The organism is Alcaligenes sp. YSL9, from assembly GCF_030515105.1.
Classification (GTDB): domain Bacteria; phylum Pseudomonadota; class Gammaproteobacteria; order Burkholderiales; family Burkholderiaceae_B; genus Alcaligenes; species Alcaligenes phenolicus.
Genome location: NZ_JALXJU010000001.1, coordinates 442,145 through 465,382 on the forward strand (window position 1 = coordinate 442,145; position 23,238 = coordinate 465,382).

Consider the following 23,238-nt stretch of genomic DNA (forward strand, 5'->3'; position numbering starts at 1 on the left):
ATTAAAAATGAGGCTAGCTTAGCGGAGCAGGAGAGGGCTTAGGGTGACAGTTTCATTACCTTTTGGTCATGTTTGAATGGCTTGGTAAGGCTTAAACAGGCAGCACAATGGTGACTTTCAAGCCGGATACTCCTTTGGAGAAAATCAGCTCACCTCGGTGCAATTCAATAATGGCGGCAACGCTGGTTAATCCCAATCCAAATCCTTCACTATCATTATTGAATCTATAAAAATACTTGCCTACGTTTTCATATTCGCTTTCTGGTAATCCCGGGCCATCATCTTCCACAATGATGGAGATTTTATTGTCAAAGCGCTTTTTAATTTCTACGCTGGCATGGCTATGAGCATATTTAACGGCGTTATCCACCAGATTTGCTAAAGCGCTGGCTAATAAATTGCTGTCACCATTAATAATGACTCTGTCGATTTTCTTTTTCTGCAGCGTGACGCCTTTCTCTTCAGCAAAGAAGCTGTACAGGTCCAGTACGTCTTCGGCAATCACTTCCAGATTGCAGGCCTTGAAGTTCTGTCTTTGCACACCGGCATTCAGCTCGGCAATTTGCAGCAGTTTGCCCAGCAGCACGCTCAGGTTCTCTACTTCTTCAATCGCGTCTTGCTGTGCTTGCCGGACATGCGGGGGGACGCCAGGCAGGTTCTGGGTTTCACGCAGCTTGCCAACGATGCGGGTGAGCGGGGTGCGGATATTGTGGGCCACGGTATCGGAGATATGCCGCGCGCCTTGCATCAGGCTCTCGATCTTGTCCAGCATGCGGTTGATGTCGTGGTGGATCAGACCAAAGACGTCCTCGCTCTCGGAGGTGATGCGCTTGGAAATATCCCCCGCACCCACCTGTTCCGTCAGCAGGCGGATGCGGCCCACACGGTATTTCAGCTCATTGCTAAAGACATAGGCGCCCAGAATTACCAGCATCAAGGCCAGGATCATGGAGGTGACGATGATGCGGCTAAGCATGGCGCGTAGCTCGATCAAGGTGCCCAGCTCGTGGCCAACCACCAGGGTTTCGCCGCCGGACAGTTTGGTGACGCGGACATTGCCTTCGGATAGCGCGTCGATATGCTTGATCTGCACTTCCACTACTTGTCGTTCTGGCAGGTTGTTCAGGCCGGGGATCTCGCTGATATTGCCCACCAGGGTGTGATTGAATTCGTCCAGCAGCAGATAGATTTCCTGGCCCGAATCAATCCGGTCCGATAGGGTCAGCTCGATCATGCGCAGGATCTCTTCGCGCCCGCCGACTTCGTAGGCAATGCTAAGCCGCTGTACGGCGACGTTGATTTGCCGCAGGTGCTCGTCGCGCAAGGCTCCAAACACCTGAACGTAGAAAAAACCGATTAAAAACAGCGTGGTGAAGATGGCCAGGATGCTGTAGTTCAAGGTCAGCCGGAAGGAGGTGGACTCCCACAGGCGTTTGATGAAATCAATCATCGCAGCGCTTTAGCTTGAAACCGTCGATGCTGTCCTTGTCGCTAAGTACATAGCCACGGCCACGCACGGTATGGATCAGGGGAGTGGCGCCTTCCTTGTCCACCTTGCGCCGCAAACGACTGACCAGCACATCAATCACATTGGATTGCGGGTCGAAGTTATAGCCCCAGACCACTTCCAGCAGCATGGTGCGGGTAACGATCTTGTGGCTGTTCATCAGCAGGTAGGACAGCAGCTTGATTTCGCGAGGTTGTAGTTCCAGCACCTCGTCGCCACGGGAGATTTTCTGGTTGCGGATATTCATGACCAGATCATCCACCTGCAGATTCTTGATTTCTGCATTGTCACTGCTGCGGCGTATCAGGGCGTGCAGGCGGGCGGCCAATTCCTGAAAGGAAAAGGGCTTGATTAAATAATCATCGCCACCGGCTTTCAAACCATCAACTTTATCGTCCACACCGGATAAGGCACTTAATACCAGTACGGGGACTTTTTTACCTAAAGATCGCAAAGTAAAAAGAATAGACAGGCCATCGACATTATTGGGAAGCATGCGATCAAGAATAATCACATCCCATACGTCTTTCATGGCATTTTCCAAACCGGAAACGCCATCATGACTGGTTACCACCGAATAGCCCAGCTCGGATAAGCCATTCACTAAATACCGGGCATTTTCCCGGTCGTCTTCAATCAGTAAGCAATTCCACATTTGGCTTCTCGGAGATTTATGAAGTGGCAGACTCATCCATTCCAGGAATGGATTGATCAAAAAGGCTAATGCCGACTATGAGGTGAACATGACAAAACGGTAATGTTTGATGTCAGGAAATATAAATATTGATTCATCCTGTTAACACCGTCATGTGCTCTGAATTATAGGAGTAATTAGTCAGCACATTATTCTAATAAAAATCTCAGGGCTGTCGGGCTGGAAATCCAGAAATGCGCCGGAAATTGTCTGGGATGCTTGTCTGGTGGCTAAAGCGTCTGTCCGGGAAGGAGGGGGCGGGTCAGGTTCTGGACTGCCGACTGGCACCGGGAGCCTGTCCTTTCAGACGCTTGTAGGCCCGGCTGAACGCCGCCTGTGAGGTATAGCCCAAACGCTGGGCAATCGTTTCAATAGGCAGTTTTTCCTGACTCAGCCATTGGCTGGCCAGACCCATGCGTAATTCTGTGGCGTAACGCAGTGGAGACATGCCCAAGGTGGCCTGAAAGCGTTGGGCAAAGACGGAACGAGACAGGTGAGATTGTGCTGCCAACTCTGCCACTGTCCATTCGTAGCCAGGTTGGCGGTGCAGGGCCAGAATGGAACGTGCCAAGCGAGGATCGCGCAAGGCAGCCACCAGGCCGGAAGCATTGCCGCAGCCGGATTCAATCCAGCCGCGAACAATCATGGCGGCCGCCACTTCGGCCAAGCGAGCCATGATGTCGGCATAGCCAATCCGGCCCGCGCAGATTTCCCCTTTCATGGAATCCAGAATGGGCAGCAGGCCAGGATAGTTTTGGGCCCCAGTATTGGCAATCATGGCGCTGGGCATGAGTTTGCCCAGTCCGTGCATGCCGCCCAGATCAAACTCCATGCAACCGTAGAACAAAATTGCGCTAGGGGTGGGGTAGGAACTAGGGCATGTGCTGACACCGCTGACGGCTTGTCCCAGTGGAGCGGCCTCAAAGCTGTCTATGTGTTGAACCGAGACTTCTTCTTTGGAGAGGATTTGATGGCTTTCACCTTGCGGTAGAAACACGGTGCTGCCTGCTGAAAGCTTGTGAATCGTGCCATCACGGGTACGTAGAAATGCCGAACCTACAGCCAGAAAGTGAAAGTAGGCATGACCGGGGCGTTCTTCAAAACCCAGCCCAAAATGAGGCCCAGTTTGAATCCGGCGGTATTGCACCCCACGCAAGCGCATACCGGTCAGCAGTTCACTGATCAGGTCGGAGGACAGGGCGAATTGTTCTTGCTCGGTCATGTTCGGCGTTTCGATCAAATTTTCAAGACTGATCATCATAGATCATCCGGTTTCTGATCTCTAGACTGGGAGCTGTTTTTGTTTCTCCAGGGAAGTAGCGATGAGTCGTGATGTGTGTAATGCCAGTTTGCGGGCCCCGGTCATGGAACCTGCCTGGGTAGCTGTATTTTCATTGGCCATGGGTGTGTTTGGTTTGTTGACGGCGGAGTATTTGCCCGCCAGCTTGCTGACACCGATGGCCGTAGATTTGGGTGTATCGGAAGGCTTGGCAGGACAGGCCGTCACAGTAACGGCGGTGGTCGCTTTGTTTTCGGGCCTGCTGGTTCCAGCGCTGACCCGTCGTTTTGACCGGCGTAATGTGTTGCTTGGTTTTACGCTGCTGATGATTGCATCGAACTTGCTGGTGGCGCTGTCCTCCAGCCTGACAGTGTTGCTCTTGATGCGGGTCTTGCTGGGGATTGCCCTGGGCGGCTTTTGGAGCATGGCGGCAGCCGTTGCCATGCGTTTGGTGCCGAACACATTAGTGCCGCGTGCCTTGTCGATTATTTTTAGCGGGATTGCCGTGGGGACGGTGGTTTCGGTCCCTTTAGGCAGTTATCTGGGGGGCCTGTTCGGCTGGCGCAGCGCGTTCTTTGCGGCAGCGGCGGTTGGTGTTTTGACCTTGGTGTTTCAGTGGCTGACCTTGCCCAGCATGGCACCGCGTCAGCATGCACGCACTGCAACGGTACTGGATTTGCTGCGCAGGCCCGGTATTGCGATCGGTATGTTTGCCTGTGTGCTGGCTCATGGGGGGCAGTTTGTCCTGTTCACCTTTATTCGTCCGGCGCTGGAAGGTTTTGCCTCTATTGATATGGATGGCTTGGCCTTGATGCTTCTGGGCTTCGGGCTGGCGAATTTCGTAGGCACCTTGTTGGCGGGCTGGCTGATGGAACGCAGCTTGCGGGTGACTTTGGTCGTGATGCCCGCCTTGGTGGGTTTGGCGGCCTGGGGCATGGTCTGGCTGCCGGTGCACAATATGGGTTTGATGTGGCTGGTGGCGTTATGGGGACTGGCTTTCGGAGGGGTGCCAGTGGCCTGGTCCAATTGGGTGGCCAATGCCATGCCCGATCAGGCGGAAGTCGCAGGCGGCATGGTGGTGGCGGCGGTGCAGTCCTCGATTGCTGCGGGGGCGGCAGTGGGTGGCTTCATGTTCGGCCTGGGCGGTGTTCCTATGGTGTTCCTCACGGGCGGGGGGGTGATGCTGTTTGCTGCGCTTTTGATTGCTTTACAGGTTACAGCGGATTGGTCGGCCTACCCCAGTGGGGAGCGGGCGCATTAAAAGGGGAGCCTGGGCCAGAGAGCCGGGCCGATTTGATGTGCTGCGGTCCACAGGTTGCAATCGGCCTGGCTTTTGAGTTCAAGATGTTTTGAGGGGTTCCAGCTTTGGCCACAAAGCATGGAAGTGATGGACTGGACCTTGCCCCAGGCCGATCTGCAATTGGTCAGCCGCGGCCAAAGCGCCATTCAAGTATTCCTTGGCCAAGCCTACCGCAGCCGGCACGCTGCGGCCCGGTAGCAGGGCAGCAATGGCGGAGGACAGCGAACAGCCCGTGCCATGCGTGTTGCGTGTCGGGATGCGAGGCGACTGAAAAACATGGCTTTGCCCCTGGCCTTGCAGCAAATCCACACTGTCCGGGCCATCCAGATGACCGCCCTTGAGCAGCACCCACTCAGGGCCCAGCAAGCACAGTTCGCTTAAGGTGCTGTGCATCTCTTGCAGCGAGGCGGGTTCCGGTTTGTGCAGCAGATCGCCCGCTTCGGGCAAGTTGGGGGTAAGCAGGGTACACATGGGCAGCAGCTTGTCGCGCACGATGGACACGGCTTCGGGGCTGAGCAAACGATCCCCGCTTTTGGCGACCATGACCGGGTCCAGCACAATCGGGCAGTCCAGGCCGTGATGGTGCAGGCGGTCTGCAATTGCTTCCGCAATCCCTGCAGTGGCGATCATGCCGATCTTGATGGCATCCACGCGCACATCCTCAAACACCGCATCCAACTGGTCCGCCACAAAGTCCGGCTCCAGCGCCACAAAACGCCGCACACCCTGGGTGTTTTGCGCGACCACGGCGGTAATCACGCTCATGCCGTAAGCGCCCAAGGCATACATGGCTTTCAGATCAGCCTGAATACCGGCACCGCTGGTCGGGTCCGTGCCCGCAATACTCAAGACATTGGGAATCATGTTTGGCCTGCCTGATCTTGGGGGGCAGCCAGCGCCAGTGCCCGACGGGCAACTCGGATTACATCGAAGCTTTGTGCCACATCCAGACTGTCCAGTTCCGCATTGCTGAACCAGCGCGCGTCCAGCGCATCATCGCCCGCTTGTGGCTCGCCTTGCTGCCAGCGGAACAGCACGGCAATCAGAATGAAATGCGAATAGGCCAAAGGTGTGGCGCTGGGTTCGCGGTCAAATACATCCAGCGCATCAAAGATCTGCAGGGCCTGGCCTTGTACGCCGGTTTCTTCGGCCAGTTCCCGGTGGGCCGCCGCCATGATGGTTTCGCCCGCGCGAATCTTGCCGCCGGGAAAGGCCCAACGTCCTGCATCGGGCCGATTGGCGCGGCGTATCAGCAAAATCCGGTCTTGATGGATGACGGCAGCCAGGGTGGCGGCAACCGGGCCGACGGGGAAGGGAGAGTGGTCAGAAGACAAGATAGCAACTCCTAGTCAAGGATAGCCATCCGGCAGCAAGCGGCGAGCAGGTACAGACCCGTCCCTTCGCCGGCATGACCCGGATCAGGTTCAACGGGTCACTGCGGTGCAATCTGCTCGGGCAGTTTCTCAGCCTGCTCGCCAGGCTCCCCTCGGTGAAAAGACCGTCCCTGTAAAAACGGTCTGGGCGAGTATACCTGTCTTCGTACCCAGATATGGCAGGCGGGTGCATGCTTTGAGTATCATCTGAATGGCATTACGATTCCGTTTGACGCAACCTTGAAAGGCTTCGACTATGGCTCGCCCTGATCTGAATCTATTGTTCGCACTGGATGCCTTGCTGGAGGAGGGCAGCGTCATGGGAGCGGCACGGCGCATGAATCTGAGCCCGCCTGCCATGAGCCGAACCTTGAGCCGCATTCGGGATACGCTGAATGATCCCGTGTTTGTGCAAGTAGGGCGCAAGCTGTTGCCTACGCCCCGAGCCTATGCCTTGCGTGAACAAGTGCGGGCGGCGGTGGAGCAGGCAACCCAGGTGTTAAGTTCCAATACCGAGATTGATCTGCTATCCCTGGAGCGCAGTTTCAATGTGCGTGCGACGGACGAATTTGTGAATGTGCATTTGGGTCATTTGCTGGAGGCCATGGCCAAGGAAATGCCCAAAGCCATGCTGCGCCTGTCTCCCGAAGAGGACGATATGGATGACGACGCCTTGCGTAGTGGCCGTATTGATCTGTTCATCAGCGCCTCACGCAAGCTGGCGCCGGATATTCACGTACAGCCCTTGTTCACGACGCATTTTGTGGGTGTCGCGCGGGAGCACCATCCTATCTTCGACGAAGACATTTCGCTGGAACGCTTTGTGCGCTGGGACCATATCAATGTGTCGCGGCGGGGCAAGGGCCGATCCAACCTGGATGCCTTGTTGCAAGCCAGTGGCTTGCAGCGCAATGTGGCCCTGGTGGTATCCAATCCCTACACCGCGCTGTTTGCCTTGCATGACTCCGATCTTTTGCTGCCGCTGCCCAAGCATCTGGCAAGCAGTGCCAAAGCGGCGGGCTTGGCGATCCGAGTGTTTGATTTGCCTGTGCCCATGGAGACAGCCATGTTGGTGCAGGCCTGGCACATGCGCTTGCAGACAGATCCGGCCCACCAATGGTTACGCACGACCATCCATCGCTTGTGTACCGAGGACGATGCGCAGACGGCCAAACGCAGCAAGCTGTAATTTAAATTGGTTTTCAAGTGCGTTTCACGCACTTGAGTGAGTGCAATAAATTCACTTTTCGGACGCATTGGGGACTTTTATAGTGATTTTCATTCATCACTGTAAAGAGTCCTCTTGTGTCGTCTGCCAGTCCCTCACCGCAGTCTGCCTCCGGGCTGAAAGCCTTTCTTGGTCGGATGGGTCTGGCCCTCAGTTCCGTGGATATCACCAGCCCTCGTGCAGGCTACATCCTGCGTTCCATTCTGGCCGCGTGGCTGGCCTTGTCAGTAGCCTATTTGCTGGATCTGCATGCGCCTTTTTCCGCCGCATCCAGCGTGCTACTGGTGATCAATCCGATGCAAGGCGCGGTGATAGGCAAGGGGACCTGGCGGGTGCTGGGCACGCTGGTCGGAATGCTGGCCGCCTTTGTGTTGATGAGTGCCTTCGGGCAGGAACCTTGGCTGTTCTTGCTGGGCTTTGCGTTCTGGCTGGGCCTGTGTGTGATGGCCATGGGTTTGCTGCGCCACTACAAGTCTTACGGGGCGGCCTTGGCAGGTTATACGGTTGGCCTGGCGGTATACGGCGCCATGGGGCAAGCGCAACTGAGCTTTGATCATGTTATTGGGCGGGGTTCCTCGGTGCTGGTGGGCGTGCTGTGCCTGGGCGTGGTGTCTGCCTTGTTCAGTACCCGCAGCGTACGCAGTCGCTTGCAGGCCCAGTTATTGCGCCTGGCCTCGGAAACAGCCCGTGTACTGGCGGGCAGACAAGCGGCCCTTCATGCGTGCAAGACGGCAGAGAGTGACCAGGAGCGTGTACGGCATCAATTGATGATGGATGTGTACGGGGCGGATGATTTGTTGTCGGTTGGCAAGGCGGAGTCTGCCGATTTGGCCGCCCGGGCAACCGCTTTGCGGCATGCCATTGCCTGCCTGTTTTCCGCCATGTTGGGGGGCGCGGGCCCGCTTCCGCAAACCTTGACACCCATGCCCGTCCTGGCGGCCTTGCGGCAAGAATGGGAGCAGGCCTGGAAGCAGGCTGCCCAACTGGTTTCACAGGGCCCGGACGGCTTGGAGCGGGCCAGTGCCGTGCTGATGCCGCTGCGTGCCCGCTTGCAGGAAATCTTGAATACCGGTCCTTTGGAGCGCCTGGCAGAACCGGCTCCGTTTCTGATTGCCGGGGATCGTCTGATTGAGCAGCTGGATGATTATCTGGCGGCCCTGGATAGCTTGCGTGCTCTGTATCGTTTGCCCACGCAAAGCTCATATCCCGCCATTCCTTTTTATCGGGATATTTCGCTGGCACTGGAAAACGGGGTTCGCGCCATGCTGACGGTGCTCTTGGGGGGCACATTCTGGATTCTGACGGGCTGGGCGGACGGCAATATGATGCTGGCCGGTCTGGCGGCAGCCTGCGCCTTGTTGTCCCCGGCACCTAACCCACCTGCGGCGGCGATGGCGTTTATCAAGGGCATTGCGCTTTCGATTGTGGCGGCCTTTTTATGCACCTTTGTGGTCCTGCCTTTGATCGAAGGCTTGCCACTGCTGCTGATTGTGCTGGCGCTGTTCTGGTTACCCGCCATTTATGCCACCACGGTACCCAAATACGCCATGGTCGGTGTGGCCTATCTGGTGTCGTTTACGACCTTGGCAGCGCCATCCAACCCCATGCACTACGACTTCGAACTGTTCGTGAATGGTTCTGTGGCCTGGTTGCTGTGCACCTTCTTTACCTTGCTGGGTTTTCAGCTGTTTTGGCCTCGCAAACTGAGTCGGGATTTAAGCCGTCTGCAACTGCGTATTCGCGCCAACAGTCTGGCGGTGCTGCGTGGCAAGCGTTTTCAGCCGCAGATCTGGCGCTGGCGACAGCAGCATCGCCTGGCGCAATTGGGAGCCGGATTAAAGGCGCAGCCTGCGCAAATGCAGCAAGCCTTGTCGCAGGCTCTGGACAGCGTGCATCTGGGTTGGGAACTGCTGCGCTTGCAGTCGTATGTACGACAAGCCCAGGTGCCTGCCCATGTGTCCCAGCCCCTGAAAACTACCTTGCGTCATATGGCTCGCCGGGCTGATCAACCCCGTTTGGCAGCGCGCCATGCCCGGCGTCTTGCTCAGGCCGTGCAGTGCCGGGACGCTGAGCCGCAACATGATGGCCTGCGTCTGGCTGCTGTGCTGCTGGATATTGCGATGCTGCTGGAGCGCCACCCGGCGTCTGTTTCCCTTCAATCAGGAAGTGCTGTTCATGCTTAGTGAAGTTGCCCTGGCGGGCATGTATGTCCCGCCTTTTTTTGTCTACGTCTGCCTGGCGGTGCCTATTTATCTAGGGTTGCGTTACGTGCTGGTGCGCACGGGAGTGTTGCGCCATGTTTGGCACCCGGCCTTGTTTGAGTTTGCCTTGTCCTTGTCCCTTGTCTCGGCCTTGATTCTGTATGTCTAAATTTCCTGCTTTGATCAAGCCAGTCAGCCGGTTTGTGCTGACGGCCTTCTTGCTGTTGATAACAGCCTATTTGCTGATGGCTTTGTGGAACGCCTATGTGCGGGCGCCCTGGACGCGGGATGGCCGGGTCAGCGCACAAATTGTGCGTATCGCGCCCGAGGTCTCGGGGACGGTGCGGGAGATGGCGGTTACTGATAATCAGCGGGTTCACAAGGGGGATGTCTTGTATCGCCTGGACCCGGCGCGTTTTCAGCTGGCGCTGGAGCAGGCGCAGTCCGAACTGGCGGCGGCAACAGCCATCCTGAACCAGAGGGCGGCAGAGGCCAAACGCCGTCGCGGTATGGAAAGCCTGCTGCCTGCTGAAGAAATCCAGCAAGCTCAGCACGCAGTGCGTATTGCCCAGGCCGAGCAGCGCAGCCGGCAATTGGTTGTGGACGCGGCCAAGCTGGACCTGGAGCGTTCGGTGCTGTACGCGCCTGTTGATGGTTATGTGACTCGCCTGCGTTTGAACGCGGGTGATTATGCGGTGGCGGGGCAGGCCAATATGGCTTTGCTGGATGCCCATAGTTTCTGGATGACGGGCTATTTTGAGGAAACCAAGCTGCAGGGTATTGAGCCGGGAGCTGAGGCTCGTATTCGTTTGATGGGCTATGAAGGCTTGATAGCCGGCCATGTCAGCAGCATCGGGCGCGGTATTACTGATGCCAATCAGCAAGCGGATGCGCAGGGCTTGCCCAGCGTGGAGCCCAACTTCAGCTGGATTCGTTTAGCGCAACGGATTCCGGTACGGGTGGAGTTTGATGATTTGCCGGCGGATGTGCTGTTGGCGGCCGGGATGACAGGCAGTGTGGCTGTCGGCCCCGCGCTGGGTGCGGGCAGTGCACAAGGCCGCATCAGCTCCTTTTTGCAGCGCTGGCTTTAAGAGGCAGGTATGGATAATTTTTTGATGCCTGAACGTCACCGCGCACGCCGCTTTTTACCCTATGTGGTGCTGCTCCTGAGTTTGTCAGCTTGCACGACGGTAGGCCCGGATTATGTGGAGCCCAAACAGCCGCTTCCTGCGACGTGGCTACATGAACAAACAGGCTTTGCCAGGCAGGATCAGGACAGCTTGCGTCGCTGGTGGCAGCAATTCCAGGACCCGACGCTGGATGCGCTGGTGGAAAGAGCGTTGAGCCGTAATCAGGATCTGAATATTGCTGTGGCTCGTTTGAAGCAGGCCAAGGCGGAACGCGGCCAGATTGCAGCCGATCTTGGCCCCCAGGTATCAGCCGGGGCGTCGGGGCAGGCGCGCCGCAATAGTAAAGCTCTGGACTCGCCACCTGGAGGGGAGTTACGAAATTGGCAGTTGGGGCTGGATGTCAGTTGGGAGCTGGATTTGTTTGGTGGCACTCGCCGGGCGATAGAGGCCGCCGATGCCGGTATTGAAGCGTTGGCGCAGGACCACGGTGCTTTGCAGGTCAGCTTGATTGCCGAGTTGGTCAGCCATTACGCCGGTTTGCGGGCGACGCAAAGACGGCTGGATATTGCCAGGGACAATGTGCGCAATCTGCGCGATACCGAACAGTTGGTGGAGCAATCCCGACGTCGCGGGTTGGCTCGTCAGTCTGAACTTTTGCAGGCCAGAGCCGAGCGTGAAATGGCACAGGCGCAGCTCCCGATACTGGAAGCCGACATTGCCCGTTTCAGTCATGGCATTGGTGTGTTGGCGGGCGGCTTTCCGGGCGACTGGCATGCGGTTCTGACGCAACCCGCGCCTGCCTTGCCCGTGCCGCCGCAATTGCCCGCGTTCCTGCCCTCGGATCTGATTCGCTCCCGGCCAGACTTGCGAGCAGATGAACGGCGTTTGGCCGCGGCCACGGCGCATATAGGTCAAGCCCAGGCACAACGCTTTCCGACGTTCCGGATTCCCTTGGGAATAGGGACTGCCGTCAGCGTGATTCACGACATCTTTTCCAATGCCAGTCTGTTGTGGGCGGCAGGGCTGCAAGCGGAGCACAGCTTGCACGATGGTGGCCTTGCGCAATCGGGCATCGAAGCGGCACAAGCGAAGGCGCAAGCCGCTGAACTGATTTATGAGCGTGATGTGCATCTGGCTTTGCGGGAGGTGGAAGATGCCTTGACCTCTCTGCATAGCCAGGTACAACGTCAGAAGTCCTTGCAGGCCGCACTGCTCGATAGCGAACAGGCTTTGGAGCACGCGACGCAACTGTATAAAGCAGGCTTAAGCGCCTACTTGCCGATCCTGGTGGCACAGCGTAGCGCCAATCAGGCACGAGATGCCTTGACGCTTAGCCAGTGGGACGAGGTATTGGCTGCCATTGCTCTGTATAAATCCCTGGGAGCAGGCTGGCAGGGAAGCTGAGACGCAGTAATCGGATTACAGCTCCCCCGTCAAAAAATGCGCTCGTCCACGCCCGAAGGACCAGTCTGCATCGCTGTTCTCGACCAGAGCGATGATCAGATCATTGGGCGAGACGCCACAGTTCTGCTCCAGCCGCTCTGCCAGCAAACGGTAGAACTGAATTTTTTGATTCTCGCTGCGGGGGCGGGACACGATGTGCAGCAGTACCACCTTGTCGCTACGCGGATAGCCCAGGCCGGTGTCTTCCAGTATCAGCTCGCCGGGACGATGCTGGGTCACGCACTGGTAGCGGTCGCTGGCGGGAACATCAAAGGCTTGCACCATGGCTTGATGCGCGGTGTCCAGCAGCAGGCGCAGCTCTTTGTCGTTGCGGCCTTGAATCAGATCAAATTTCAGTAGTGGCATGATGGTTCATTCTTGATTGGGGCTGCGGTCTGCAAGGCCGCCGGAAGTGATAGCCATATCGTCGTAAATCAGACGTTCGGCTTCGATTAGCAAATTCGATAACTGTTGATAGGCGGCGACCCATCCATCTATGAGCTCGTTGCTTGTCATCCTCGCGATCAGCTCTTCGCGTATGGCTTGCAGCTGGCAAGTGCTCATCATTGGGTCATGCTCGGGCTGGAACTGTAGAGCGAGGTGATTGTTGGCGATCTGGCTGGCCAAGGGGCTCATCGGTGGGGAGTCGCGCAGTATCAATTCATAAAAATAGGTGGTCAGGGCTTTGTCGCCGCTTGCCAGCAGCGGGGCAGCGGTCTTGATGATGTCGCGTTGAGCGTCCGTCACCATAAGATTCAAAAGCCGGGCAAGACGTGGCTTTTTTTACAGTGTTCAAGATAGGCAGCGGGGCGAGTCATGGTTTCAGTCTCCTGGTTTGAGGGCGGGATAGCAGGGCTATCGATATGGAAGATAGAAGACTGAATGAATCAAGTAAAATGATGAATAATGATTCTATGAATCACTAATAATGATCAAAAAGAGATTCATGTAGGCGAGGCCTGGATGAGCCTGCGGTTTCTTGCGAACGACCAGCGGGTGTTACTTGTTGCCCTTGGATGGTTTGATGATGAAGGTTGCACGCCTGCCGCCTGGCGTTCTGAGAAGAACTTTCTGTTTATAAATCACTAAAAAAGATTTTATTAATCAGTATTCATCATTTTACTTGATTGGTTGCTGCGCTTATCGTCAGGGCTTCTAAACGACGGTTCTTGGCACCACCAAGGCTCTGAGGCCACTGTGACACAGGCCCAGGCCTGCAGGCGACAAGCTGACTGCCGAAACTGGCCGCTTGTACCTGTTGGGCAGGTGGCTCACGACGTATCACTCTCGGTATTGCACTGTAGAGGACTTGCCCCCGGTGACCTTTTCAAGGAGCTAATCATGCAATTGCGCGACAACGGACTCAGGTTCTCGCCCATCACTATTGTGCTGCACTGGCTTGTAGCGGTCTTGCTGTTTTCCATTCTGGGCTTGGGGGTGGCCATGGCCCAAAGCCCCGGCGATGTGCGACTGGTGCAGCTGCAAAATCTGCTGGGGACGCTGCTGTTCCTGATTTCCATCTACCGTTTCTGGGCGCGGGTGACTTCTTTTCACCCCTTGCCGGTGGGCTCGCCCAACCCGGTGGAAGTAATAGTGGCCCGTTCCGTGGCGACAGCCCTGGCCTTGGCGATGGTGCTGTTGCCTCTCGCCGTCTGGCTATCCCGTGCGGCGGCTGGCGTGGCGGTGGAGTTGCCCGGTGGCCTGGCGTTACCGACCGTGATCAGCCCGAATGAGCAGGTCAAGGCGGTGGTCGATGTGCTGTTCAATATTGGCGCCACGGCCTTTTTGGTGGGGTTGGCCTTGCACCTTTTCGGGGCATTCAAAAACCATTTTGTACTGAAGAATCTGGCCTTGCGTCGCATCTTGGGCAAACAGGTGGAGTTGTAAATCATGAGCGAAGCAAATCGAGACTTTACGGGCAATGTCATTACGGATATGTGCGGAGTGCAGTACCCGATTTTTCTGGCGGGCATGGCTGCGATTTCCGGGCCGCAATTGGTGGCGGCGGTAGCGAACGCGGGTGGGATGGGTGTGCTGGGTGGCTTGCGTCTGGCTCCCTTGATGCTGCGTAAGTGGCTGCGGGAAACCCGGGCACTGACGGACCAGCCTTTCGGGGTGAATGTGGTGCCGCAGTTTGGTGGCCCGGAGGTGTTCGAGGCCCAGTTTCAAGTGATCCTGCAGGAGCGGCCTCGCATCCTGTCGCTGTTCTATGCCGAGGACTATTCCGCCGACATGATTCCCCGCGCCAAAGACGCCGGCATGATTGTGATGGTGCAAACCGGCACGGTGGCTCTGGCTCGTAAAGCGATTGCGCATGGGGCCGACATTATCGTCGCCCAAGGCAGTGAGGGTGGTGGCCATCTGAATCGCGGCACCATTGGCCTGATGTCTTTACTACCCGCGATTCTGGACTGTGCGCAAGGTCGTCCCGTACTGGCGGCAGGCGGGATTACGACCCGCCAGGATGTCAGGGCGGCCATGAGCCTGGGGGCTTCCGGCGTATTGGTGGGCACGGCCTTTCTGGCCAGCGAGGAGTCCAACGCGCATCCGCTCTACAAGCAAAAGATTCTGGAAGCCAGCACGGACGATACGGAATATCGCACCGGCTATTCTTTTGGCTGGACCTATGGCACGCCGCATCGCGTGATTCCCAACCGTGACAAGTGGAATGTGCTGCGTCTGGTCGGGGGTGGGGTGCGGGCAATTGATAAGGACAGAATGGCCAGGAAACTGTCTTTGTATGCCGGTCAGGGCGTGGGCAAGATCCACAGCATTGTGCCTGCGGCAGAGCGGGTCGAGGAGCTGGTTTTGGGCTTGTCCTGACGCTTTACTGCGGCATAGCCTGTGCGGAGCGGCTGGACAGACCCACAGGCTGACCGGTCAACTCAACAGTGCGGCTTCGCCTTGATCCAGTTTCGGTAATTGGGCGAACTGCGCTTGAGCCAGGGCCACAAAGCTGCGCAGGGCCGAGCCAGGATTGGCATCAGCACGACGGATAAACACGGTTTTTACCCGCGCAACGTCAGGTGGCAGTTCGTGGCATTGCACGGGCAGGCGCAAGCTGCTGTTCTGGGCGACCGCTTTGGGCAGCAAGGTAATGCCCATGCCCGAGGCTACGCAGGACAGAATGCCGTCCAGTGTGCCCATTTCCATGATCTGGTTGGGCACCAGCCCAGCCTGATAAAACCAGTGTTCCAGCGTAGAGCGGTAAAAGCAGCCGGTTCTAAAGACCAGTACGGTTTGTTGGGGAATTTTTTCAATCAGGGCAGGCAGGGATTCCACCGCCTTGCTGCTGACCAGCACCAGTTCTTCTTCAAACACTTCTTCTTGAGTCAGGGCGGCGTTTTGATGAAAGCCACCGACAAACGCACCATCGAGCTGGTGGGTCTCAATGGCCTTGATCAGCTCGGCCGTGGTGCCGGTTTGCAAGGACAACTGAACCTGGGGATAGCGTTCGCGGTATTGGGTCAAAACCTGGGGCAGACGGATGGCGGCCGTGGTCTCCATGGAGCCCAGACGCAGCAGACCGCTGGGAGTGCCGGTGTCTTGCAGGGCGGCACGGCTTTCTTCGGTCAGTTGCAAGATACGGCGGGCGTAGGCCAGAAAGGTATGGCCAGCCGGAGTCAGTAACACACCACTTTTCTGGCGTATGAACAATGGCTGTTCCAGTTCGGCCTCCAGTTCTTTGATGCGCATGGTGACGTTCGATTGCACGGTGTGCACCATCTGGGCAGCGGCAGTAAAGCTGCCGTGCTCTGCAACCGCACAAAAAATCTGTAATTGGCGCATTTCCATCTCGGCCATCCCATGTCTGAAAGTGATGCGTGGATTATTAATCAATCACTTTATGGCATTCCTGATGAGTCGTAAAGCGGTTTGAGGGGCTTACAGTTGATTGCGGTAGTTCGCCGGGGTGTGACCAAAGCTGCGTCGGAACAGGCTGATAAAGGCACTGGGGCTGGAATACCCCAGATCGTAGGCAATGGTGGCGACAGGGGCACCGGCTGCCAGCATTTCCAGGGAGCGCATCAGGCGGGCGCGTTGACGCCAGGCGGTGAAGTTAAAGCCGGTTTCTGTCACGAAACGGCGGCTTAAAGTGCGCAGGCTGACCGCCGCCCAGTCGGCCCAATGTTCCATGCCTTGATTGTTGCTGGGGTCGGCAATCAGGGCGCGGGCAATGCGTTGCAAACGCGGGTCCTGGGGAAGCGGGAGCCCAAAAGGTTCGATGGGCAGACTGCGGATTTCGTCCAGAATGACGGAGGCAATATGAGCCTGGGCTTGGGGCAAGGGCGCGGCGGGAATCAAATCCCAGGAGCAGGCGCGCAGCACGGCTTCACGCAGCAGGCCGGAGGTGCGCAAGGTGCAGGCCTGGGAAGGCAGATCGGCGCAGGCCGCTTCGTCTATATAGACGCTCCAGCCATGAAAAGGGCCATGCGATTGGCCCGAGTGCAGGACGTGCGGCGGCAGCCAGACGGCATGGATGGCGGGTACTACCCAAACGGCGTCCTCCACTCCAACGGAAAGCAGGCCGCGCAGGGAGCCGAACAACTGCCCGCGAGCGTGTTGATGGGGGCGCGAGGACAGCTCCGAGTCATGGTTGCCGGTGACGGCGAACAGGACGGGGTGCTCGGGAAAGTTCAGAAAATCATGCAAACCAATCTTGCGTTCAGGCATGGCGTAATTTTGTTATCTATTGACCGATATAGTGTACAGCTGCCAAAACCTTTCTGCTTACACTGAAAACCTTGATGAATAAAGGAGTGACACATGCAAGCCCATGACATTCTTCCCGATCACGCCAGTGAAGTTCAGATTGATGGCACCACCATTCGTAAAGGCACGGTAGGCGCGTTTCTGGCTAATGCTGCCGCCTTGCGCCAGCCTGATGTCAGCGACGCTGAACGCCAGCGCGCCTTGAACGATATTGTGGCGGCCTTGCCGGCTCTGAAAGCACTAGGCTTGTTTGATGCCTTGGAGATTCGAGATCCCCAACTGCGCGATTTTGTGGAGTCCAGACTGTGATGAGAGGTGAAGGCGCAACGGTTCGACCGTATTTGTTGCGCGATACCGCTTGGCTGTATTTACCTAGCGGCTTGATGCATGCTTTCGGAAGCCCTCCGCATCTGGGCGTGCGCCGCTTCGATGTTGGCTGTCTTTATTGATGGCAAGGAGCCGCTTATGCAAGTTGATGACACGCAGTTTCCATTGGTGTTTCTAAGAGAACACAGCTCGCAGCAAACGCCGCAACAGGCGCAGGATCAATTGGAGGCCTTGTTGAATCGGGGCCAACGTTTTGTCTTGCTGACCGACAGGTTGGGCGGTGGGGACCATGCCCATGAGGAAAGCCACGAGGATCGCAAGCAACGCGCCTTGTTCTTCAAGCAGAACAAGCAGCGCTTGAAGGATTTGTGCGCTGGCATGGTAGTGATCAGCAAGGGGCGGGCCATTCCTGCTGCAGCACGCCTGGCACAGCAGACCTTGGGCCGGGTGCTGGGCCTGCAATTCAGCTTTGTCGTTGATGAAGGCGAAGCCAGGCTTGAGGCCAGCCGTTTGCTGGCCCGTTAAATTGCGGGCGGCATGGCTGCCAGAAAGAGGGTATCCGATCAACAGAGGGACCACAGGCCGTGTGATGCGGCCTGTTTTTGTGTGCGCAAGGCAGACAGCGCTGGAGCGGGAGAGAGCTGAGCGCAGATTTTTTTTTCCAGTTGCAGATTTATCTATAAAATATACGCCGTATATATAAAAGGGTAGATCATGAGCACTGCACACGTTTTCATCGGAACCAGCCTGGACGGATTCATCGCCAAACCGGACGGCGACATTGCCTGGTTACTGGAGCGCAGCGATCCTGCGGAAGATCACGGCTATATGGCTTTTATTGCGGACAAGGATGCGGTGGTCATGGGACGTGGGACGTACGAGAAAGTCCTGACTTTTGACGTCTGGCCTTACCAGCTGCCTGTGGTGGTCTTGTCCAGACAACTGGCCGACACGTCGGTTCCTGAGCATCTGCAAGGCAAAGTCCGTTTCTCCCGCCAGACTCCCGAGCAACTGATGGAGCAATTGGCAGCAGAAAATCTGCAACGTATTTATGTAGACGGCGGCCAGCTTATCCAGTCCTTCTTGCGGGCTGGTCTGGTGCACGAGATGATTCTTTCCACCATGCCGGTTCTTATTGGTGAAGGCCGCCGACTGTTTGGCGATGTGAATCAGGATATGGATTGGCGTTTGCTCTCCAGCCAGAGCTTTCCTTCCGGCTTGGTACAGTCTCGTTATCAGTTCAAGTCATGAGCCGGGGGCGAGGACGTCCGGCTGGAGGCGCCGGCCTGACATTGGACGATATTCTGAACGCTGGGCTGGCGCTTCTGGACGAGGGCGGCGAGCAAGGTTTGAGTATGCGTGCTTTGGCCGCCCGTCTGGGCGTGACCCCCATGAGTCTGTACAACCACGTGCCGGATCGGGCAGGCTTGCTGCGCGTCTTGTCCGACCGGGTGTATGCCCAGGTGCTGCAAGGTCTGGATGAGCAGGAAGGCTCGGAACTGCGCCGGATTTTGCTGCGCTATCACCAGGCGGTTAGCCGTCATCCGCATTTGACCGTGGCCATCTTCAGCGATCCAGCTGCCTTTGCCGGGGTGACGCAGGAGATTACCCAGCGCTTGCGTAGCTTACTGGCGGACTGCACCGAGGAGCCGGAACTATGGCTGGGCATCTTGATCGACCATGCCCATGGTAGCGGTCTGCCTGCTTCTATTACGAAAGATGAAGCGGCGCAGCGTGTTTATGAGCAGGCTTTGGATCGCTTGTTGATGGCGCTGAATGGTACGGCTTGAACCTGATTCGCCTGGATAGTCACGATGGTATGGCTTGATTCAGATTTGCCTGCTTAGCCATGATAGTGCGGCTTGATTCTGATTTGCCGCGCTATTTACGATGACGCGACTTGATTCTGATTCGTCAGGTCAGTCACGAAAAAGCAGGGGCCCTTCCTGCCTTTTTTATGCCGTGCCTTTTACTGCTGCACCCTGCAAGAACAACTGGGTCATGTCCTCGAATTCCTGATGCAAGGACAGCTCGGGCTGATTCAGCCAGCGCAGCATGGCTCCGAAGTACAGGTGATGAAACCAGTGGGCCAGTTGCTCGGGGCTTAGTGACGGATTCAACTCCCCCGAGTCTTGGGCTAAGGCAATCAATGCCTGCCAGGTTTGAGTGATGTCACTGTCCTTGCTGGCTGTGCCTGTATTCAGCAATTGATGGCGCAGATAGGCTCTCAAGAACTCTGGGTGTTCGGTGCACCAGTCTGCCGAGGCACGCAGAATGCACAAAGCCTGCGTCTGAAACGTAGGGCACTGAGCCACCTCATGTTGCAGATAGGCCAGATCCTGCTTTAGCTGCGCATCCACATGTAACGCCAGCACCGCCTCTTTGCTGGGGAAGTGTTTGTACAAGGTGCGCTTGGCGATATCGGCCCGGTCTGCAATCTGCTCCATGGTCACAGCCTCGTAGCCGTGCTGCTCAAACAGGGTGGCCGCTGTCTGGCGTATCTGCTCCAGCATGAGCAGGCGTTTGCGTTCCCGGCGGCCCGGATCATGGTCTGTAGTCATGTCAGTTTAAAAAAGTATACGAATTGCATAAGTATACGACGTGCAATATTATGATGCCATTGCTGTTATCGCGAGCTGTTATCGCTATCAAGGCCAGATCATGAAATTTGCGCTTGTGACTTATGGTACCGAGGGGGATGTACGTCCGCTTGCCACCTTGGCGGCGGGTTTGATGGCATCGGGGCACGAAGTCTGCCTGTTGGCGGACGGTGGTACTTTAAGCTCTGCTCGAACCTTGGGTGTGCCATGTCTGCCTCTGGCCGGTGATATACGGCAGGCCCTGATGCCTGGGCAGATTCTGTCCAGTGCGGTGCAGGAAAAGGGCGGTTTTCAACAAACGGCCAAGGCGCTGTCGGCGATTGCCAATGTCAACACACCCGCTTGGATGCAAACCGTGCTGGATGCCAGCGAGGGTTGTGACGCGATTATCGTTTCGGGTCTGGCCGCTTTTGTGGGGCTGTCCGTGGCAGAGCGTCGCGGCATTAAGGCCATTGGTACCGGGCTGATACCCATCACTCCCACCGCTGCCTTTTCCTCTCCCTTCTTGCCACCGACCAAGGTGCCGCGCTTTTTGAACAAACGCAGTCATGAGTGGGTAAATGCGCTACTGTGGCGGGCGTTCAAGCGAGTTACCAATCAGGCTCGGCAACAAATCTGCGGGCTGCCCGCCCAGAACAAGGTCTGGTCCGACCATCCCATGTTGTACGGTGTCTCTCCCAGCTTGCTGGCTCCGCCCAGGGACTGGCCAGACAATGCGCGCTTGTGTGGTCAGTGGATCATGCCGTCTGGGGGCTGGACGATGGATGCGGAGCTGGAAGCTTTTCTGGCAGCGGGGGAGGCACCGATTTATATAGGTTTTGGCAGTATGGCCGGGTTTGATCGCGCGCACTTTATCCAGATGATGATTGAAGCCATGCAAGGTCGCCGCGTGGTGTTCAGCCCCGGTTGGAGTGGTATGCAAGAGGCGGTCTTGCCAGACAATTTCTTCAAGGTGGGCGAGGTGCCGCATCAGCATTTATTCCCCCGCATGTCCCTTGTTATCCACCATGGCGGCTCGGGAACCACGCATTCAGCCGCCAGAGCGGGTGTGCCGTCCATTGTTTTGCCCTTTGCCGGTGATCAGTTTTTTTGGGCGCACAGGCTGGCGTTGTTGGGTGTGGCGCCGGAGCCTTTATCGGGCAAACGGGTCAATAGTGCTCAGCTGAAAGCGGCTTTGGCCTTTGTTCAGCAAGACGATGTGCGGGCACGTGCTCAACACATCGCGCAGGATATGGAGCAGGAAGATGGGGTGGCGGTGGCTGTTGCGACGATCGAAGCCTTGATGCGCTAGTCTGCGATAGGTTTGTTAGAAAAAGCTGGGGTAAAGCCCCAGCAAGTTTTGGATATTTGCCGGGGCTGGAATGGATCTACGTTGTGGACCAAGCTAGGCCGCCAGAATCTCGTTAAATTCCAGCACATTCAAATCCGGGTCGCGGATAAAGCAGACCATGCGACGGCCATGCCCCATCATTACCGGGCCTTCACTGACGCGAATATTCTCCCGCGCCAGCCAACTCAGCAACTCGTCCATGCTGTCGATAATGAAGGCGGCATGGGTGTAGCCGGGCCGCTTCACAGGTGCATCCAGCAATACATTGCCTTCCTCTGCGGCCAAGCCGTTATAGATCAAGTGAATACGCATTCCGTTGGCATGAACCAGGCCGCAAGCTTTGGCTTGAGGCGCAAACTCGTCGGGGTCGCGCAGAAAACCCAGCTTGGCGTAAAAGGCCTCTGCAATGTCCAGGTCCGTTACCCGTATGCCTATATGGTCCAGTTCCAGTTTGTTGAAGTTCATGATGTATTTCTGCTCCAAGGGCGTCCGTCAGGCTTGTAGCCCGGCGCGGGTTTTCTGAAAGGGAATAAAGCCGGGCAAGGCCTCGATCTGGCGTAGCCAACTTTGAACGCAGGGGTAGCTGGACAAATCCACATTGCCTTCGGGGGCGCGTTCTACATAGCTGTACAGGGCAATGTCCGCAATCGTGGGCTCTTCTGTTCCGGTAATCCAGCGCTGGTCTTTCAGGCTGTGTTCCAGGGTCGCCAAGGTGGCATGGGCGCGAGTAATCACTTCTTCAGGGTTGAAGTTGGCGCCAAACACAGTCACCAATCGAGCTGCACAAGCGCCGTAGGCAATCTTGCCTGCGGCCACAGACAGCCAGCGTTGTACTTGCGCTTCCTGATAGGGATCGCTGGGCAGCCAGTGCGAGGGTCCGATCTTGCGGGCGATATAGACCAGAATTGCCAGCGAGTCGGCAATGATCCGGCCATCGTCATCCAGCACGGGAATTTCCCCAAAAGCATTCAAGGCTAGAAATTCTGCTCGCTTGTGCGCTTTGGCCGCCATGTCGACCTCGATCAACTCATGGGGCAAGCCGCTTAAAGACAGAAACAGGGCGGCGCGATGGGCGTGCCCGGACAGGGCGTAGTGATAGAGCTTCATGGCAGTTCACCAGTCATAAACAAGAGGTATTCATTCTGCTTTCTATGGCAGTACGAAACAATCGCCTAGAATTGCACTTCATTATTGCTATTCTTGAGCATAGTCTTTAAAGGCGGGGCGCATGGACAGGCTGAAAACACTACGTACTTTTATCTGTGTGGCAGAGCAGGCCAGCTTTGCTGAAGCCGGGCGGCGCATGAATATGTCGCCCACTACGGTGTCGCGCACCATCGCGGCGCTGGAGGCCAGCTTGGGCGTGCAATTGCTGATGCGCACCACGCGCAGCGTGCGGCTGACGGAAGAGGGCAGCCTGTTTCTGGAGCGTTGTCGGGCGGGAATCGCCCAGATCGATCAGGCCGTGGAAAGCGTGCAGGGGAGTCGTTCTGAGCCCAGCGGTACCCTGACGGTAACGGCCCCGGTCATGTTCGGAAAAATGTATGTGATGCCGGTGGTTTTGGAGTTGTTGCGCCTGTATCCGCAATTGCAAATCCGCCTGATCCTGCGCGACAGCTTGGTGCGATTGGTGGAGGAAGGGATTGACATAGCGGTCCGCATTGCCGACTTGCCGGACAGCTCCTTGCATGTGGTGCCGGTCGGAGAAGTTCGACGTGTTTTCAGCGCCAGTCCCGAGTATCTGGTGCGTAAAGGCCGACCGGCTTCATTGGTAGATTTACGGCATCACGATTTGATTTGGGTCGAGGATGAAGGCGGGCCGCATCGCGGTTGGGGGCTGGACGAAGTGCGCCGTGTGGGTGGTGTACCGCGCCTGTCTGTCAGCCATGTAGATGCGGCAATTGCCGCAGCGGTGGATGGTCTGGGTGTGTTGCGCACCTTGTCTTACCAGGTAGCGGGCGAGATAGAGGCAGGGCGGCTGGTGCCTTTGCTGCGCGATGATGAGGCGCCAGCCTTGCCGGTGTCTTTACTGTTTGAAGGCGGGCGCAAACATCATCCCAATGTTCGCGCCTTTATTGAGGCCACCAAACGTTTTATGAAGCCGTTCTGATTC

At 56.9% G+C, this 23,238-nt stretch carries 26 protein-coding genes and 1 riboswitch; of the genes, 14 read left to right on the forward strand and 12 right to left on the reverse strand.

The window, feature by feature from the left end:
- Window positions 1–91: 91 nt before the first annotated feature.
- From M2Q46_RS01980 to M2Q46_RS01990, 3 genes are all read right to left on the reverse strand, one after another.
- Window positions 92–1,450 carry a HAMP domain-containing sensor histidine kinase gene (locus tag M2Q46_RS01980; RefSeq protein ID WP_060185927.1) on the reverse strand — a complete coding sequence of 453 codons (1,359 nt, stop codon included), beginning with the start codon at window positions 1,448–1,450 and terminating at the stop codon, window positions 92–94.
- On the reverse strand, window positions 1,443–2,162 hold the full coding sequence (locus tag M2Q46_RS01985) for a response regulator transcription factor (protein WP_035268013.1): 720 nt from the start codon (window positions 2,160–2,162) through the stop codon (window positions 1,443–1,445). Before M2Q46_RS01985 ends, M2Q46_RS01980 begins: the two co-directional genes overlap by 8 nt.
- Before the next feature lie 301 nt (window positions 2,163–2,463).
- Window positions 2,464–3,462 (reverse strand): AraC family transcriptional regulator, encoded by a 999-nt coding sequence (locus tag M2Q46_RS01990; RefSeq protein ID WP_088452662.1) that lies wholly within the window; start codon window positions 3,460–3,462, stop codon window positions 2,464–2,466.
- Window positions 3,463–3,523: 61 nt separating this feature from the next.
- Between M2Q46_RS01990 and M2Q46_RS01995 the strand changes: the two genes are divergently transcribed.
- Window positions 3,524–4,741, forward strand: a complete 1,218-nt coding sequence (locus tag M2Q46_RS01995) for an MFS transporter (protein WP_257113308.1) — start codon at window positions 3,524–3,526, stop codon at window positions 4,739–4,741.
- A 78-nt stretch (window positions 4,742–4,819) separates the two neighbouring features.
- Here the strand turns inward: M2Q46_RS01995 and thiD are convergent, their stop codons facing one another.
- Window positions 4,820–5,644 carry a bifunctional hydroxymethylpyrimidine kinase/phosphomethylpyrimidine kinase gene (gene thiD, locus M2Q46_RS02000; protein ID WP_035268007.1) on the reverse strand — a complete coding sequence of 275 codons (825 nt, stop codon included), beginning with the start codon at window positions 5,642–5,644 and terminating at the stop codon, window positions 4,820–4,822.
- A complete protein-coding gene (locus M2Q46_RS02005; protein ID WP_257113309.1) occupies window positions 5,641–6,114 on the reverse strand; it encodes an NUDIX hydrolase in 474 nt (157 codons plus the stop codon). The genes thiD and M2Q46_RS02005 overlap by 4 nt, the downstream gene beginning before the upstream one ends.
- Before the next feature lie 44 nt (window positions 6,115–6,158).
- Window positions 6,159–6,277: riboswitch (TPP riboswitch) on the reverse strand.
- Window positions 6,278–6,409: 132 nt separating this feature from the next.
- On the opposite strand from M2Q46_RS02005, the gene M2Q46_RS02010 reads away from it, so the two are divergent.
- The 5 genes from M2Q46_RS02010 (at window position 6,410) to M2Q46_RS02030 (ending at window position 12,116) form a co-directional block, all read left to right on the forward strand.
- The gene (locus M2Q46_RS02010; protein WP_257113310.1) at window positions 6,410–7,342 is read left to right on the forward strand and encodes a LysR family transcriptional regulator; all 933 of its coding nucleotides are present in this window, start codon (window positions 6,410–6,412) and stop codon (window positions 7,340–7,342) included.
- Between the two features lie 116 nt (window positions 7,343–7,458).
- The gene (locus M2Q46_RS02015; RefSeq protein ID WP_302356532.1) at window positions 7,459–9,564 is read left to right on the forward strand and encodes an FUSC family protein; all 2,106 of its coding nucleotides are present in this window, start codon (window positions 7,459–7,461) and stop codon (window positions 9,562–9,564) included.
- On the forward strand, window positions 9,557–9,751 hold the full coding sequence (locus tag M2Q46_RS02020; RefSeq protein WP_137430939.1) for a DUF1656 domain-containing protein: 195 nt from the start codon (window positions 9,557–9,559) through the stop codon (window positions 9,749–9,751). Before M2Q46_RS02015 ends, M2Q46_RS02020 begins: the two co-directional genes overlap by 8 nt.
- Window positions 9,744–10,673: an HlyD family secretion protein gene (locus M2Q46_RS02025; protein ID WP_137430940.1), complete on the forward strand. Its 930-nt coding sequence runs from the start codon at window positions 9,744–9,746 to the stop codon at window positions 10,671–10,673. Before M2Q46_RS02020 ends, M2Q46_RS02025 begins: the two co-directional genes overlap by 8 nt.
- A gap of 9 nt (window positions 10,674–10,682) precedes the next feature.
- Window positions 10,683–12,116, forward strand: coding sequence for an efflux transporter outer membrane subunit (locus M2Q46_RS02030; protein ID WP_302356536.1), 1,434 nt, complete (start codon window positions 10,683–10,685; stop codon window positions 12,114–12,116).
- Window positions 12,117–12,131: 15 nt separating this feature from the next.
- Here M2Q46_RS02030 and M2Q46_RS02035 read toward each other — a convergent pair whose 3' ends face one another.
- Both M2Q46_RS02035 and M2Q46_RS02040 read right to left on the reverse strand, forming a co-directional pair.
- Window positions 12,132–12,521, reverse strand: coding sequence for a tautomerase family protein (locus tag M2Q46_RS02035; RefSeq protein WP_302356537.1), 390 nt, complete (start codon window positions 12,519–12,521; stop codon window positions 12,132–12,134).
- Window positions 12,522–12,527: 6 nt separating this feature from the next.
- Complete coding sequence (locus tag M2Q46_RS02040) at window positions 12,528–12,905, reverse strand: hypothetical protein (protein WP_302356539.1); 378 nt, start codon at window positions 12,903–12,905, stop codon at window positions 12,528–12,530.
- A 591-nt stretch (window positions 12,906–13,496) separates the two neighbouring features.
- Here M2Q46_RS02040 and M2Q46_RS02045 point away from each other — a divergent pair.
- Together M2Q46_RS02045 and M2Q46_RS02050 are read left to right on the forward strand one after the other, a co-directional pair.
- Entirely contained in the window at window positions 13,497–14,042 is a 546-nt protein-coding gene (locus M2Q46_RS02045; protein ID WP_257113314.1) for a cytochrome b, read from the forward strand.
- A 3-nt stretch (window positions 14,043–14,045) separates the two neighbouring features.
- The gene (locus tag M2Q46_RS02050) at window positions 14,046–14,978 is read left to right on the forward strand and encodes a nitronate monooxygenase family protein (protein WP_302356541.1); all 933 of its coding nucleotides are present in this window, start codon (window positions 14,046–14,048) and stop codon (window positions 14,976–14,978) included.
- 57 nt (window positions 14,979–15,035) lie between these two features.
- On the opposite strand, the gene M2Q46_RS02055 is transcribed toward M2Q46_RS02050, so the two are convergent.
- Both M2Q46_RS02055 and M2Q46_RS02060 read right to left on the reverse strand, forming a co-directional pair.
- The gene (locus M2Q46_RS02055) at window positions 15,036–15,944 is read right to left on the reverse strand and encodes a LysR family transcriptional regulator (RefSeq protein WP_257113316.1); all 909 of its coding nucleotides are present in this window, start codon (window positions 15,942–15,944) and stop codon (window positions 15,036–15,038) included.
- 96 nt (window positions 15,945–16,040) lie between these two features.
- The gene (locus tag M2Q46_RS02060) at window positions 16,041–16,829 is read right to left on the reverse strand and encodes a helix-turn-helix transcriptional regulator (RefSeq protein WP_035267993.1); all 789 of its coding nucleotides are present in this window, start codon (window positions 16,827–16,829) and stop codon (window positions 16,041–16,043) included.
- Window positions 16,830–16,922: 93 nt separating this feature from the next.
- Between M2Q46_RS02060 and M2Q46_RS02065 the strand changes: the two genes are divergently transcribed.
- The 4 genes from M2Q46_RS02065 (at window position 16,923) to M2Q46_RS02080 (ending at window position 18,985) form a co-directional block, all read left to right on the forward strand.
- Window positions 16,923–17,177: a hypothetical protein gene (locus M2Q46_RS02065; protein ID WP_257113317.1), complete on the forward strand. Its 255-nt coding sequence runs from the start codon at window positions 16,923–16,925 to the stop codon at window positions 17,175–17,177.
- A 156-nt stretch (window positions 17,178–17,333) separates the two neighbouring features.
- Entirely contained in the window at window positions 17,334–17,720 is a 387-nt protein-coding gene (locus tag M2Q46_RS02070) for a hypothetical protein (RefSeq protein ID WP_031232143.1), read from the forward strand.
- A 189-nt stretch (window positions 17,721–17,909) separates the two neighbouring features.
- Window positions 17,910–18,446, forward strand: coding sequence for a dihydrofolate reductase family protein (locus M2Q46_RS02075; protein WP_035267990.1), 537 nt, complete (start codon window positions 17,910–17,912; stop codon window positions 18,444–18,446).
- The gene (locus tag M2Q46_RS02080; protein WP_137430943.1) at window positions 18,443–18,985 is read left to right on the forward strand and encodes a TetR/AcrR family transcriptional regulator; all 543 of its coding nucleotides are present in this window, start codon (window positions 18,443–18,445) and stop codon (window positions 18,983–18,985) included. The genes M2Q46_RS02075 and M2Q46_RS02080 overlap by 4 nt, the downstream gene beginning before the upstream one ends.
- A gap of 165 nt (window positions 18,986–19,150) precedes the next feature.
- Here the strand turns inward: M2Q46_RS02080 and M2Q46_RS02085 are convergent, their stop codons facing one another.
- The gene (locus M2Q46_RS02085) at window positions 19,151–19,756 is read right to left on the reverse strand and encodes a TetR/AcrR family transcriptional regulator (protein WP_060185916.1); all 606 of its coding nucleotides are present in this window, start codon (window positions 19,754–19,756) and stop codon (window positions 19,151–19,153) included.
- Between the two features lie 100 nt (window positions 19,757–19,856).
- On the opposite strand from M2Q46_RS02085, the gene M2Q46_RS02090 reads away from it, so the two are divergent.
- Window positions 19,857–21,086, forward strand: coding sequence for a glycosyltransferase (locus M2Q46_RS02090; RefSeq protein ID WP_060185915.1), 1,230 nt, complete (start codon window positions 19,857–19,859; stop codon window positions 21,084–21,086).
- 93 nt (window positions 21,087–21,179) lie between these two features.
- Here the strand turns inward: M2Q46_RS02090 and M2Q46_RS02095 are convergent, their stop codons facing one another.
- Window positions 21,180–21,590, reverse strand: a complete 411-nt coding sequence (locus M2Q46_RS02095; RefSeq protein ID WP_060185914.1) for a VOC family protein — start codon at window positions 21,588–21,590, stop codon at window positions 21,180–21,182.
- 27 nt (window positions 21,591–21,617) lie between these two features.
- Window positions 21,618–22,232 carry a glutathione S-transferase family protein gene (locus tag M2Q46_RS02100; RefSeq protein ID WP_060185913.1) on the reverse strand — a complete coding sequence of 205 codons (615 nt, stop codon included), beginning with the start codon at window positions 22,230–22,232 and terminating at the stop codon, window positions 21,618–21,620.
- Between the two features lie 121 nt (window positions 22,233–22,353).
- Between M2Q46_RS02100 and M2Q46_RS02105 the strand changes: the two genes are divergently transcribed.
- Entirely contained in the window at window positions 22,354–23,235 is an 882-nt protein-coding gene (locus M2Q46_RS02105) for a LysR family transcriptional regulator (protein ID WP_115635206.1), read from the forward strand.
- Window positions 23,236–23,238: the final 3 nt, after the last annotated feature.

Bases quoted from the DNA above. Each gene is read 5' to 3' on its own strand.
- M2Q46_RS01995 (WP_257113308.1), top strand. From the start codon at position 3,524: ATGAGTCGTGATGTGTGTAATGCCAGTTTGCGGGCCCCGGTCATGGAA.
- M2Q46_RS02025 (WP_137430940.1), top strand. From the start codon at position 9,744: ATGTCTAAATTTCCTGCTTTGATCAAGCCAGTCAGCCGGTTTGTGCTG.
- M2Q46_RS02050 (WP_302356541.1), top strand. From the start codon at position 14,046: ATGAGCGAAGCAAATCGAGACTTTACGGGCAATGTCATTACGGATATG.
- M2Q46_RS02080 (WP_137430943.1), top strand. From the start codon at position 18,443: ATGAGCCGGGGGCGAGGACGTCCGGCTGGAGGCGCCGGCCTGACATTG.
- M2Q46_RS02060 (WP_035267993.1), bottom strand. From the start codon at position 16,829: ATGCCTGAACGCAAGATTGGTTTGCATGATTTTCTGAACTTTCCCGAG.
- M2Q46_RS02030 (WP_302356536.1), top strand. From the start codon at position 10,683: ATGGATAATTTTTTGATGCCTGAACGTCACCGCGCACGCCGCTTTTTA.
- M2Q46_RS02070 (WP_031232143.1), top strand. From the start codon at position 17,334: ATGCAAGTTGATGACACGCAGTTTCCATTGGTGTTTCTAAGAGAACAC.
- M2Q46_RS02105 (WP_115635206.1), top strand. From the start codon at position 22,354: ATGGACAGGCTGAAAACACTACGTACTTTTATCTGTGTGGCAGAGCAG.
- M2Q46_RS02040 (WP_302356539.1), bottom strand. From the start codon at position 12,905: ATGGTGACGGACGCTCAACGCGACATCATCAAGACCGCTGCCCCGCTG.
- thiD (WP_035268007.1), bottom strand. From the start codon at position 5,644: ATGATTCCCAATGTCTTGAGTATTGCGGGCACGGACCCGACCAGCGGT.
- M2Q46_RS02100 (WP_060185913.1), bottom strand. From the start codon at position 22,232: ATGAAGCTCTATCACTACGCCCTGTCCGGGCACGCCCATCGCGCCGCC.
- M2Q46_RS02085 (WP_060185916.1), bottom strand. From the start codon at position 19,756: ATGACTACAGACCATGATCCGGGCCGCCGGGAACGCAAACGCCTGCTC.
- M2Q46_RS02065 (WP_257113317.1), top strand. From the start codon at position 16,923: ATGCAAGCCCATGACATTCTTCCCGATCACGCCAGTGAAGTTCAGATT.
- M2Q46_RS02055 (WP_257113316.1), bottom strand. From the start codon at position 15,944: ATGCGCCAATTACAGATTTTTTGTGCGGTTGCAGAGCACGGCAGCTTT.
- M2Q46_RS02010 (WP_257113310.1), top strand. From the start codon at position 6,410: ATGGCTCGCCCTGATCTGAATCTATTGTTCGCACTGGATGCCTTGCTG.
- M2Q46_RS02045 (WP_257113314.1), top strand. From the start codon at position 13,497: ATGCAATTGCGCGACAACGGACTCAGGTTCTCGCCCATCACTATTGTG.
- M2Q46_RS02095 (WP_060185914.1), bottom strand. From the start codon at position 21,590: ATGAACTTCAACAAACTGGAACTGGACCATATAGGCATACGGGTAACG.
- M2Q46_RS02090 (WP_060185915.1), top strand. From the start codon at position 19,857: ATGAAATTTGCGCTTGTGACTTATGGTACCGAGGGGGATGTACGTCCG.
- M2Q46_RS02020 (WP_137430939.1), top strand. From the start codon at position 9,557: ATGCTTAGTGAAGTTGCCCTGGCGGGCATGTATGTCCCGCCTTTTTTT.
- M2Q46_RS02035 (WP_302356537.1), bottom strand. From the start codon at position 12,521: ATGCCACTACTGAAATTTGATCTGATTCAAGGCCGCAACGACAAAGAG.
- M2Q46_RS01980 (WP_060185927.1), bottom strand. From the start codon at position 1,450: ATGATTGATTTCATCAAACGCCTGTGGGAGTCCACCTCCTTCCGGCTG.
- M2Q46_RS01990 (WP_088452662.1), bottom strand. From the start codon at position 3,462: ATGATGATCAGTCTTGAAAATTTGATCGAAACGCCGAACATGACCGAG.
- M2Q46_RS01985 (WP_035268013.1), bottom strand. From the start codon at position 2,162: ATGTGGAATTGCTTACTGATTGAAGACGACCGGGAAAATGCCCGGTAT.
- M2Q46_RS02075 (WP_035267990.1), top strand. From the start codon at position 17,910: ATGAGCACTGCACACGTTTTCATCGGAACCAGCCTGGACGGATTCATC.